Raw genomic sequence first — 10650 nt, 5'->3', positions numbered from 1 at the left:
GATTTCATCATCTCGTCCATGCTCTCCGGCCCCGGATCGACCACGCTGCCGGTCCATATCTATTCGATGCTGCGCCTTGGCATCACGCCCGAGGTCAACGCGGTGTCCTCGCTGATGGTCGCGGCCTCGGCGCTTGTCGTCATCACCTCTGCCCTCATCGCCCGCAACAAACGCTGAAAGGAAGTCCCATGCGCGCGCTTGCCGTCCTGCTTCTCACCGTCACACCCGCCCTGGCCGAAGGTGATCTGAACATCTACACCTGGGGCGAATACACCCCACCCGACCTGGTGGCGAAGTTCGAGGCCGAGACCGGGACGAGGATCAACATCGACACGTTCGACAGCATGGAGACGATGATCGCCAAGCTGCGGTCCGGTGCCACCGGCTATGACATTCTGGTCGTGGGCGACGCCACGATGCAGGTGCTGATCGCCGAAGGCATGCTGGAAAAGGTCGACGTCTTCGCCATGCCGAACTTCGCCAATGTCGATGAACGCTGGCGCGGGGTCTATTGGGACCCCAAGCGCGAATACTCCGCGCCCTGGGCCTGGGGGTCGACCGGCGTGGTGGTCGATACCGCCGTCGTCAAGGGCGACTACAGCTCGCTGGCGGTCCTCTTCGCGCCCGGCGACGAGGTGAAGGGCCGCATCAACATGCTGCGCGACATGAACGATGTCATCAACATGGCCGAGCGCTATCTGGGCGTCCCGCGCTGCAATGAAAATCCCGAGGACATGAAGCGCGTGCTGGAGCTGCTGGAGACCCAGAAGGACTGGGTCAAAAGCTACGATTCCGAATTCAAGGAGCCGCTGGTTTCGGGCGAAGCCGTCGTCTCGATGGGCTGGAACGGCTATGCGATGCGCGCCCGCGAGGAACGCCCGACGCTGCAATACGTCTACCCCAAGGAAGGCTACACCGGCTGGATGGACAATCTGGCCGTCGCCAAGGGCGCGCCGAACCTCGACAATGCCAAGGCTTTCCTCAACTTCATGATGGCACCGGAAAACGCGGCGATGGTCACGACCTATGCCCGCTATGGCAACGGGATCAAAGGGTCCGAAGCCTTCATCGACCCGGCCCTTGCCAATGCCCCTGAAATCACCCCGCCTGCCGACGCGCCGGCGCCCGAATTTATCCCGACCTGCTCGCCCGAGGCCACGGCCCTGGTGGACAAGGTCTGGACCAAGCTGATGAACTGAAAGGACAATCCATGGCATTCGTGACTGTGGCCGCCACCCAGATGGCCTGTTCCTGGGATCTGGACGAGAACATCCAGAAGGCCGAGGAACAGGTGACGGCGGCGGCCGAGGACGGGGCGCAGGTCATCCTGTTGCAGGAACTGTTCCAGACCCCCTATTTCTGCATCGAGAAGGACAGCGGCTTTCAGCAATATGCCAAGCCGCTGGCCGCCGACCGCGCCGTGCAGCATTTCGCGGTCTTGGCACGCAAGCTGGGGGTGGTGCTGCCGATCAGCTACTACGAGGCGGCGGGGAACACCTTCTTCAACTCGCTGGCGATGATCGACGCGGATGGCACGGTCCTCGGCAGCTACCGCAAGACCCATATCCCGCACGCGACGGGCTATGAGGAGAAATACTACTTCACCCCCGGCGATACCGGCTTCAAGGTCTTCGACACCCGGTTCGCCCGGGTCGGCTGCGGCATCTGCTGGGACCAGTGGTTCCCGGAAACCGCCCGCTCGCTGGCCATTCTGGGGGCCGAGGTACTGCTGTTCCCGACCGCGATCGGGTCGGAACCGGGCCAGCCCGACTTCGACAGCGCGGGGCACTGGCAGCGCACCATGCAGGGTCATGCGGCAGCCAACATGGTGCCGGTCGTCGCGTCGAACCGGGTGGGGCTGGAGAAGGGGCCGAACCTGGAGATGACCTTCTACGGCTCCTCCTTCATCGCGGATCATACCGGCGCGATGCTGGCCGAGGCGAACCGGGTGGATGAGACCTACTTGACGGCAAGGATCGACCTCGACGCCACCCGCGCCTATCGCCAAAGCTGGGGCACCTGGCGCGACCGGCGGCCGGAGGCCTATGGGCTGATCGCCCGCCACGAGGCGGCGTGAAGCGGAACGGGGCGGCGAAAGTCGCCCCTACTGGCACTGGTTCTCGGGTTTACAGGTCAGCCCGAGGTCCGCGATCAGGCCTTCCACATCATCATTGGCCTCGCGGAGTTCAGGGCTGCATAGATAGGCCATGTGGGATTTGAGATAGCTCGCCATGGTTCCGCGCCAGGTCGGCGAGGTGTCGACCATCTGGTCGGCGGTATAAAGCAGGTAATCGGCATAGGCCGAATAGGCGGCCAGGCTTTTGGGATCGGTCAGGGTGCAGTAATCCGCCGTCGCCAGTTCCGGCTTCTGCACGGTCAGGTTCAGGAATTCCCGGTAGATCTCGCGCGCGGTCTGGTCGCGCTGGATCCGGTCGGCCTGCCCCACCTGATAGGGGATCACCACCAGCGCGGTCAAAGCGGCGAAGGCCGTGGCGATGGCGCCTACGGCCTGCAGGGGTTCGGAGTTCCGGATCAGCCAGTCGCGCAAGCCTTACACTTTCGGTTGCTCATGGGTAGCGCAGTGGATGCCGCCCCCCACTTCGCCCACAGTATCGATGTTCAGCATGACGATTTCGCGGCCCGGGTAAAGCGCGCCAAGGATCGCCGCGGCCTCGGAATCGGCTTCCTCGTCGCCGAACTGGGCCGCGATCACGCCGCCATTGCAGACATAGTAATTGACGTAGGACGACACGAAATCCGGGCTGTCGACACGGATGTCCCAGGGTTCGGGCAGGATCACCAGGTCGAGCGTGCGGCCCTCGGCATCGGTGGCCGCAGAGAGGATGTCGTGGGTTTCAAACGCCGCGACCGACCAGGGGTCCTCGGGGTCGATCTCCGCGCCCATCTGGATCAGCACCTGCCCCGGCTTCACGAAACGGGCCAGTGCGTCGATGTGATAGTCGGTGATGTCGGCGCCCTTGATCCCCGGCGCCCAGATCATCTGCTGCGCCCCCATGGTTTCAAGAAGCATCGCCGTGATATCCTCCTTTGACCCCTTGTTGCGGTTGGGGTTGATGAAGGTGCTTTCGTGGGCGATCAGCGTGCCGTGGCCGTCGGTCTCGACGCCGCCAGCCTCGCCCACCAGCCCGGCATCGAAGACGGTCAGGCCCAGCCGTTCGGCCAGCCGCGCGGCAATCCTGCCGTCATTGCCGTGGACCTGCTTGCCGCCCCAGCCGTTGAAGTTGAACTGGGTCACCGCAAGACCACCCTTGCCGTCAACCACGAAGGACGGCCCGGAATCGCGGCACCACAGGTCGTCGGTCGGGATGTCCCACAATTCGACCTGACCCGAGACCCGCTTGCGGATCGCCTTGTGATGCTCGGCGGCAGCCAGCACCACCACGGGTTCGAACCCGGCGATCGTGTTGGCGATCTCGGAGATCGTGCCTTGCAGGTCATGCAGGAAATCGGCGTCGTCATGGACCCTGTGATTGACCGGCCATTGCATGAAGGTCCGCTCGTGTGGATCGGTCTCTTCGGGATACCGGAAACCGGCGGCGCGGGCAGAGGTGGCGGCGAAGGCCCGGCGTGGCAACAGGGAAGCGCCGCCGGCAGCGGCAGCAGACCGGAAAAGGGACCGACGAGTCATCATTCCACAAATCCCCAGGACAGGTGGATCAGCGGGTCGTCAGTGGTGCCGTGGGGTGCGGCACAGAGCGCCGCAAGAAACAGCGTGAACAACTCTGCCGAAGAGGCAAGCCCCAGTTTGGTGTGGATGCGCTTGCGGAACACCTTCACCGTTTCGGGACTGTTGCCCAGCATCCGCGCGATCACCTTCGAGGAATGGCCACGCAGGATCAGCCGGGCCACTTCTGCCTCGCGGTCCGACAGGCAGGAGGTCCCGAAATGCTCCATTGTGGCCGTGACGTGCCGACCCATGGCCCCCGTCACGGCAAAGGCCGCGGGCGGCAGCGCGGTCATGCCGGTTCCTGCTGGGTGATGCAGTGGATGCCGCCGCCGCCAAGGCAGATGTTGGGGATATGCACGCCGCGGATGCGGCAGGTCGGGAACAGGTCCTGAAAGACCTGCCGCGCGACGGAGTCGTTCGGCGTACCGTATTCGGGCATGATCACCCCGCCGTTGACGAAGTAGCAGTTGACATAGGACCGGCAGAACCTGTCGCCGATGACGCAGCTTTCCTCGGCCTCGGGGATCGTCGCCATGCGGATTTCGCGCCCCTTCGCATCGGTTTGGCCACGAAGCGCGTCGATGTTGGCTTGCTTGATGTGGCGCCACGGATCGGCCGGGTCATCCGCGCCCTCGATCAGCACCACGCCGGGGGCCACGAAGACGGCGATGCCATCGACATGGCCATCGGTCTCGGTTTCATCCGCGTTCCCCGGCAGCCAGATCACCTTTTCGCCGCCCAGGGTTTCCAGTAGCTCGCGGGTGACTTCCTCCCGCGTCCAGGACGGGTTGCGGTTCTTGTTCAGGAAACAGGTGTCGGTGGTGATGATCGTACCCTCGCCATCGACCGTCACCCCGCCGCCTTCAGCCAGCAGCGGCGACTTGAACACCGGCATCCTTTCGCGCGCCGCCACCGCCGCACCAAAGGCTGCGTCCTTGTCGAAAGGCGCATATTTGTGCCCCCAGGCCGAGAAGGTGAACAGGCTCGCCGCCTTGCCGCCCTTGCCATCCACCACGAAATTCGGTCCGGCATCGCGTGCCCAGCTGTCGTCCAGCGGCACTTCGAAAAGCTCGATCCCGTTGCCCAGCATCGCCCGCGCCTCGGCGGCGTCTTCCGGGCAGACCGCCATGCACAAGGGTTCGAACTCGGCGATCGCCCGCGCCACCTTCACATAGTCCCGCTTGGTGGCCGACATGTCCGGCCAGACCTCGGCGCGGGTCGGCCACATCATCCAGGTCCGCTTGTGAGGAGCATATTCGGCGGGCATCCGGTAGCCAAGCGATCTGGGGCTGGCGGCGAAGCGGGCGGGGTCGTGGCGGGTCATCCTATCCTCCGTAGCTTGGATCGGGTGGCAGGGTATGATAAGAAATACTGGGGTCAAAGCGCCGATTTCTGATCCTTTCAATCGAAAGCTCTCATGAATACCTATCGCAACCTTCCACCACTCAGCACCCTTATCGGCTTTGAAGCCGCCGCACGGCTGCAAAGCTTTTCGCGTGCGGCGGAAGAGATGAACATCACCCAGTCTGCGATCAGCCATCAGGTGCGGGTGCTGGAAGACCACCTTGGCCAGCCGCTCTTTCGCCGGATCGGACGCCGGATCGAGCTGGTAGACGCGGGCCGTGATTTCCTGATCACGGTCCATGCGGCACTGGAAGAGCTGCGCCACGGCGTCCGCCGCCTGAACGCCTACTCCAAGCCGGGATCGGTGATCATCCTGATGCCCGCCGCGCTGGCCTCGGGCTGGTTCCTGCCGCGCCTTGCGGATCTGCGTGCAGCCCATCCCTGGGTTGACCCCTGGGTGCATACCAGTGACGACACCCATGTCCCGGAGGAAGCCGAGATCGATATCGTCCTCGGTCCACGACCCTGGGCCGATGCTGGCGCACGATCAGTCCTGCTGGCAAGTGACCGGCTGATGCCGCTCTGCGCCCCAGGCCTGGCCGCAAGCCTGCCCGATCTGCCTGACAGCGCCCGGCTGGACGAGGCTCCGCTTCTGCACGATGAAACGCTGAACGACTGGCAGTCGTGGTTCGCGCAGGTCGGCTCGACCCGGTCGGAGCTTTCCCGCGGCTTCAACTTTTCCGACACCGGTCAGATGTTGCAGGCGGCAATGCTTGGGTACGGGATCTGCCTTGCCTCGGCGCGCCAGGCCGAGCATGCCTTGAGGGAAGGAAAACTGGTCCATGCCGCACGACCGTCGCTTGATCGGTCAATCCCGCTCTACATGTCCTGTTGGACGCGGAATTTTTCCCGCCCGCCTGTCGCCGCCCTGTGGCACTGGATAAGCGCGCAAATTCAAGCGGAACACGCTCCCGTCTCTGCGTGACGGCGGAAAGCCAGCCGGAGTGCGGCACGACATTCACCTTGCAGCTTCCCCTTGTCCGCGGATCGGTGCTGCGCCCGATCTGCCACCCCTGAAGGTGCTGGTGGTCGAGGATCACCCCGTCAACCAGGATGGCGCGCGGGGCGTCCTCGCGGGTGATTTCCAGCCCGTCCTTGCCGGGCAGGTTGATAGCGACGATCAGGAGGCCGGGATTGGCACCTTTTCCACCGCATCTGCGCCCGCACAGGCCGTCAGCCGGTAGCCGGAGCTTTCCAGATACCCCGCCAGGCCTGGCGAATCCGTCGAGTTCCCGGCCTGGGAAGAAGGTTGCGCCACCGATGCCGCCAAGGGGCCGCTGCCGGACAAGACCTTCGACTGCGGCAACCCGGCCAAGGGCCATCTGAAGATCGCCGAGATGGCCAAGCTTGTCGACATCGATGGCATGAGCCCGAGGTGCCGCCTCCGAATGGCTGAAGGCGAACGAGGCGCACGGGAAGCCCTGGACGGAGTGATCTCCGGCGTCACCAGCGGGTGACGGTTCCCCCTGGTCATACGGGGCCTTCGCGCCCGGGCGGCTCTTTCCGATCACGAGGCTGCCTTGACCCCGAGCGACGTGGCGATGTCGTGCGGGATTGTCTGGAAGGTATTCGGCGACCATCCCGAACGCTTGCGCCTTTCTTCGGCGACGACGATGGAGGACTTGCGCGCCACCAGTCACATCGCTGCCGTCCGGGACGTATCGCTCGACATCCGGCGCGGCGAGATGCTGGTGGTCATGGGGCTGTCGGGGTCGGGCAAGTCGACCCTGGTCCGCTGCCTGGCGCGGCTGCTCGACATCAAGGCCTTCCCGCTGGAAATGCGCGGCCAGGATCGCGCTGCGCGCATCGCCCGGGCGCGGGAGGTGCTGGAGCTTGTCGGGCTTCTTGACCGCAAGGCGGCGCTCGACCTTCTGCTTGGGCCTGCGGCATGATGGCGGCGGCGCTATCTGCCGGGACCTTCGTCTGGATCGCCGTCATGGGCCAGTGGAAATGGGCGATGGAGACGCTGTCGGTCATCGTCGTGGCCGCCCCCTTTCCGTTGCCCCGGGCCTCGCTCTCGTCACGCTCGCCTGGCGCTCGCGCCTTGGCGAACGCATCCTGAACCCGATCCTGAACATCGCGCAGTCGCTGCCGCATTTCGCCTATTTGATCCCGGTCGTGGTCTTCATCGGCGTCGGCTCCAAGACGGGCGCCGTCGTGACGCTGATCTTCTCGGTTCCGCCAGTGATCTGCATGACGCTTCTGGGCCTGCGCAACATTCCGCCCGAGATGGTGGAATCGGCGCAGATGTCGGGGGCAGGCCCGGCGCCGCCGCTCTGGCATGTGAAGCTGCCCCTGGCCGTGCCGACGCTGGTCGTGGGGGCCAACCAGTCGATCATGTTCTCGTTGTTCATGGTCATCGTCGCAGCCTTCGTCGGCACCCGGGACCTCGGCCAGGAAATGCAGCGCGCGCTGTCTTCGACGGATGTCGGAAAGGGGTTGGTGCTGGGTCTGGCGGTGGCCTTCATGGGGCCTATTGCCGACCACTTGCTCACCAGGATGGCAAGAGGTCAGAACCGCGACCGCAACCCAGGTTGACGCATGCGCGGCTGCGGTCGCAGGTTCGCGACCCTGCGCGAGCTGCTCGGGGCGCGAAACGGAAAAGCGTTACCGCATTTATCGCGAAGAGCGGCCGACGGTCTAGAGACGCGGCGGTCGCAAGCGGGCGCTTGGGATCCGTGCGCCGATGGCGATCCTTCAGGGGTGGACCAGCGCTGGTCGCTCGGCTCCGTCTCCGGCAGCCGGGCCTGGGGCCGACGGTTCCGCATGCTGTGCGACATCGACGACGTCAGCCGATTTGCGCGACCGGGCCGCTCTCAGACAGAAACCTCGGCCCGCAGGGTGGCCTTGTCGAAGCTGTCCTTCGTGCCATGCGCAGACACGGCGCCGCGCCGGAAGACATAGACCTGATCGGCAAGACCGTGGGCGAAGTCGAAATATTGTTCAACCAGCACGATTGCCATTCCGCCCTCACTCTTGAGCCAGGCAATCACCCGGCCGATCTGCTGGATGATGCTAGGCTGGATGCCTTCGGTCGGTTCGTCCAGCAGCAGGACCTTGGGCTTCATGATCATCGCCCGGGCGATGGCAAGCTGCTGCTGCTGCCCGCCCGACAGGTCGCCCCCGCGACGGTTGGTCATGTCCTTCAGGACCGGGAACAGGTCGTAGATGCCGTCCGGCACCCTGCGCTGCGACTTCGGAAGCAGGGAAAAGCCCGTCTCAAGGTTCTCGCGCACGGTCAGGAGCGGAAAGATCATCCGCCCCTGCGGCACCACTGCCAGCCCGCGCCGCGCCATGTCCTGCGCGGGCAGGCGGCCCAGGCTCTCGCCGTCGAGCGTGACCGTCCCGCCCGACCGGGGATGCGTGCCCGCCAGCGCCTTCAGGAAACTGGTCTTGCCCACGCCGTTCGTTCCCATGATGACGGTGACCTCTCCCGCCTTCGCCTCGAATTCAATGCCATGCAGGATCTGCGATCCGCCGTAGTGCAGCGTCAGGCCTTCCGTCCTCAGCATCATCCGCGCCCCAGATAGACGTCGATCACCGACTGGTTCCTGGTGACATGGTCGAGGCTGCCTTCGGCCAGCACAGCGCCTTCGTGCAGCACCGTGACCTTGCAGCTCAGGCGGCGGACAAAGTCCATGTCGTGTTCCACCACGACAACGGCCCGGGTCTTCGCAATCTCGACCAGCAGCTCAGTCGTCTTTTCCCGTTCTGCCAGCGTCATCCCGGCCGCCGGTTCGTCGACCAGCAGCAGGCGGGGCTCCTGCGCCAGGAGCATCGCGATTTCCAGCCATTGCTTCTGCCCGTGGCTGAGGATGCCGGCCTTTTTCGTCAGGCTGTCGCCAAGGCCGACCTGCCCGGCAAGCTCCGCGACCCGCGCCTCGTCCGCGGCCGACTTGCGCCAGCGCAGCACCGCGAGGGGGCCACGCCCGGCCTTCAGGGCAAGCGTCAGGTTTTCCTGCACGGTCTGGTCCTCGAACACCGTGGGGCGCTGGAACTTGCGTCCGATCCCGGCGCGGGCAATCTGTGCCTCGGAGAGTTTCAGCAGCGATACGGGGCGTTCGCCGAAAGTCACCGACCCGCTGTCGGGCCTCGTCTTGCCGGTGACGATGTCCATGAACGTGCTTTTCCCCGCCCCGTTCGGTCCGATGATCGCGCGCAGCTCCGCCGCCCCGATGGCGAAGGTCAGGTTGTTGATCGCGCGGAAGCCGTCGAAGCTGACCGTTACGCCGGAAACCTCCAGAAGCGCGCTCATGCCTCGGCCTCCCTCTCCCGCAGCGATCCGTCATCAGGGCCGAGCGGCGCGCCCTTGCGATCGGGAGGGTGCGATCCGGTGAAGTGGTCGAACAATCCGCCGATGCCCTTTGGAGCGAACAGCGTCACGCCGACGAAGGTGAGGCCCAGCAGCACCTGCCACCAGTCGACCCAGTTGATCGTGGCGAAGCCGAGGGGAATGGACGGCACCCGCCCGCCGGTGAACCAGCTGGACAGAAGCGAGACGAGGGCCGCGCCGATGACCGCTCCGTACAACCTGCCGCGTCCGCCGATGGCGACCCAGACGGCAAGGTAGATGCTTGCGATGGGGGCGAGTTCCGCAGGGTTGATGATCCCGGCTTGCGGGTAATACAGCGCCCCGGCCAACGCGCAGATCACGGCGGTCAGGGTGAAGACGAAAAGCTTGTAGCCCTCGACCGAGTATCCAAGGAACCGCACGCGCGCCTCGTCATCCCGGATCGCGCGGATGACCGAGCCGAACTTGCCCGAGACGATGGCGTGGAGCGCGACATAGGCCAGCGCAAGGGCAAGCGCCGAAGCCCAGAAGAACCACAGGCTGACCGTATCCTGCCCGGCCGTGATGCCTGGCAGGTTCTGAAGCCCGGACAGTCCGTTGTTCCCGCGCAGGCCGGAATCATTCTGGAAGAGGTAGAGCGCGAGGGCGAGGGTCATCGCCTGGGTCAGGATCGACAGGTAGACCCCGGTGACGCGGCTGCGGAAAGCGAGCCAGCCGAACACAAGGGCGAGGAGGCCGGGGACGGCGACGACCAGAGCCAGTTGCAGGGGCAGGCTGTAGGCAAAGGACCAGATCGCGGGCAGGTACGAGGCGCCGACGACGCCGAAGATCTGGGTGGCGATGCCCTGGCTGATCTCCTCGGGCGTTGCGGGCAGACCGCCATTCGCGAGGGAAGCGATGACGATCTCCTCGGTCCGGGCATACATCAGCCACATGCCGATCATGTAGCCACCAAGCGCGAAGAAGGCCATGTGGCCGAGAGAGAGGATACCTGCGTAGCCCCAGATCAGGTCCATCGCCAGCGCGGCGAGGCAGAGGCAGAGCGTCTTGCCCAGAGTCTTCACGAAGGACGTGGAGACAAGGCCGAAATGCGCGGCGACAGTCACGCCGATGGTGAAGAGCGCGAGGCAGGCGAGGAAGACGAGGGCGGAGCGGTGGCGGGGGTGCAAAATGGTCATCGCGCCACCCGGCTGATTGACGATAGCGACTGCGACGAACCGAGAGCGTCCCTCCCCTCCCTGTGGGGGAGGGATGGGGTGGGGGGGCT

At 65.1% G+C, this 10650-nt stretch carries 13 protein-coding genes and 2 pseudogenes; 8 read left to right on the top strand and 7 right to left on the bottom strand.

Features of this window, described 5'->3' with window-relative positions; all coding sequences use genetic code 11:
* The first annotated feature begins 188 nt into the window (after positions 1-188).
* Both JNL31_RS06220 and aguB read left to right on the top strand, forming a co-directional pair.
* Positions 189-1199, top strand: coding sequence for an extracellular solute-binding protein (locus JNL31_RS06220; RefSeq protein WP_294971186.1), 1011 nt, complete (start codon positions 189-191; stop codon positions 1197-1199).
* Positions 1200-1210: 11 nt separating this feature from the next.
* Positions 1211-2077, top strand: coding sequence for an N-carbamoylputrescine amidase (gene aguB / locus JNL31_RS06215; protein WP_294971184.1), 867 nt, complete (start codon positions 1211-1213; stop codon positions 2075-2077).
* 27 nt (positions 2078-2104) lie between these two features.
* Here aguB and JNL31_RS06210 read toward each other — a convergent pair whose 3' ends face one another.
* From JNL31_RS06210 to JNL31_RS06195, 4 genes are read right to left on the bottom strand one after another with little or no spacing between them, the layout of a single operon-like run.
* Positions 2105-2548, bottom strand: coding sequence for a hypothetical protein (locus JNL31_RS06210; protein ID WP_294971182.1), 444 nt, complete (start codon positions 2546-2548; stop codon positions 2105-2107).
* A 3-nt stretch (positions 2549-2551) separates the two neighbouring features.
* The gene (locus JNL31_RS06205; protein WP_294971179.1) at positions 2552-3595 is read right to left on the bottom strand and encodes an agmatine/peptidylarginine deiminase; all 1044 of its coding nucleotides are present in this window, start codon (positions 3593-3595) and stop codon (positions 2552-2554) included.
* A 53-nt stretch (positions 3596-3648) separates the two neighbouring features.
* Entirely contained in the window at positions 3649-3981 is a 333-nt protein-coding gene (locus JNL31_RS06200; RefSeq protein WP_294971178.1) for a helix-turn-helix transcriptional regulator, read from the bottom strand.
* The gene (locus JNL31_RS06195) at positions 3978-5012 is read right to left on the bottom strand and encodes an agmatine/peptidylarginine deiminase (RefSeq protein WP_294971176.1); all 1035 of its coding nucleotides are present in this window, start codon (positions 5010-5012) and stop codon (positions 3978-3980) included. Before JNL31_RS06195 ends, JNL31_RS06200 begins: the two co-directional genes overlap by 4 nt.
* Before the next feature lie 93 nt (positions 5013-5105).
* On the opposite strand from JNL31_RS06195, the gene JNL31_RS06190 reads away from it, so the two are divergent.
* From JNL31_RS06190 to JNL31_RS06165, 6 genes and pseudogenes are all read left to right on the top strand, one after another.
* Positions 5106-6017: a LysR substrate-binding domain-containing protein gene (locus tag JNL31_RS06190; protein ID WP_294971173.1), complete on the top strand. Its 912-nt coding sequence runs from the start codon at positions 5106-5108 to the stop codon at positions 6015-6017.
* A gap of 19 nt (positions 6018-6036) precedes the next feature.
* Positions 6037-6276: a hypothetical protein gene (locus tag JNL31_RS06185; protein ID WP_294971170.1), complete on the top strand. Its 240-nt coding sequence runs from the start codon at positions 6037-6039 to the stop codon at positions 6274-6276.
* Between the two features lie 27 nt (positions 6277-6303).
* Positions 6304-6526, top strand: a pseudogene (locus JNL31_RS06180) (glycine/betaine ABC transporter substrate-binding protein); the annotation flags it as partial.
* 86 nt (positions 6527-6612) lie between these two features.
* Entirely contained in the window at positions 6613-6984 is a 372-nt protein-coding gene (locus tag JNL31_RS06175; RefSeq protein WP_366928924.1) for an ATP-binding cassette domain-containing protein, read from the top strand.
* Positions 6985-7042: 58 nt separating this feature from the next.
* On the top strand, positions 7043-7630 hold the full coding sequence (locus JNL31_RS06170) for an ABC transporter permease subunit (protein WP_294971168.1): 588 nt from the start codon (positions 7043-7045) through the stop codon (positions 7628-7630).
* A 61-nt stretch (positions 7631-7691) separates the two neighbouring features.
* A pseudogene (locus JNL31_RS06165) lies at positions 7692-7888 on the top strand (IS3 family transposase); the annotation flags it as partial.
* A gap of 20 nt (positions 7889-7908) precedes the next feature.
* Here the strand turns inward: JNL31_RS06165 and urtE are convergent.
* Genes urtE through urtC form a run of 3 tightly spaced genes read right to left on the bottom strand, consistent with a single transcriptional unit; the run spans position 7909 to position 10561 of the window.
* Positions 7909-8607 (bottom strand): urea ABC transporter ATP-binding subunit UrtE, encoded by a 699-nt coding sequence (gene urtE / locus JNL31_RS06160; RefSeq protein ID WP_294971166.1) that lies wholly within the window; start codon positions 8605-8607, stop codon positions 7909-7911.
* Entirely contained in the window at positions 8604-9347 is a 744-nt protein-coding gene (gene urtD / locus JNL31_RS06155; RefSeq protein WP_294971164.1) for an urea ABC transporter ATP-binding protein UrtD, read from the bottom strand. Before urtD ends, urtE begins: the two co-directional genes overlap by 4 nt.
* Positions 9344-10561 carry an urea ABC transporter permease subunit UrtC gene (gene urtC, locus JNL31_RS06150; protein ID WP_294971161.1) on the bottom strand — a complete coding sequence of 406 codons (1218 nt, stop codon included), beginning with the start codon at positions 10559-10561 and terminating at the stop codon, positions 9344-9346. The genes urtD and urtC overlap by 4 nt, the downstream gene beginning before the upstream one ends.
* Positions 10562-10650 lie beyond the last annotated feature (89 nt).

Origin of the sequence: Tabrizicola sp., assembly GCF_016792905.1 — a bacterium.
Taxonomy (GTDB): Bacteria; Pseudomonadota; Alphaproteobacteria; order Rhodobacterales; family Rhodobacteraceae; genus Tabrizicola.
Note: the sequence above shows the minus strand (reverse complement) of the source record. Positions and strands in the feature narration are given on the sequence as shown.

Bases quoted from the DNA above. Each gene is read 5' to 3' on its own strand.
- JNL31_RS06220 (WP_294971186.1), top strand. From the start codon at position 189: ATGCGCGCGCTTGCCGTCCTGCTTCTCACCGTCACACCCGCCCTGGCC.
- aguB (WP_294971184.1), top strand. From the start codon at position 1,211: ATGGCATTCGTGACTGTGGCCGCCACCCAGATGGCCTGTTCCTGGGAT.
- JNL31_RS06200 (WP_294971178.1), bottom strand. From the start codon at position 3,981: ATGACCGCGCTGCCGCCCGCGGCCTTTGCCGTGACGGGGGCCATGGGT.
- JNL31_RS06195 (WP_294971176.1), bottom strand. From the start codon at position 5,012: ATGACCCGCCACGACCCCGCCCGCTTCGCCGCCAGCCCCAGATCGCTT.
- JNL31_RS06190 (WP_294971173.1), top strand. From the start codon at position 5,106: ATGAATACCTATCGCAACCTTCCACCACTCAGCACCCTTATCGGCTTT.
- JNL31_RS06170 (WP_294971168.1), top strand. From the start codon at position 7,043: ATGGGCGATGGAGACGCTGTCGGTCATCGTCGTGGCCGCCCCCTTTCC.
- urtE (WP_294971166.1), bottom strand. From the start codon at position 8,607: ATGATGCTGAGGACGGAAGGCCTGACGCTGCACTACGGCGGATCGCAG.
- urtD (WP_294971164.1), bottom strand. From the start codon at position 9,347: ATGAGCGCGCTTCTGGAGGTTTCCGGCGTAACGGTCAGCTTCGACGGC.
- urtC (WP_294971161.1), bottom strand. From the start codon at position 10,561: ATGACCATTTTGCACCCCCGCCACCGCTCCGCCCTCGTCTTCCTCGCC.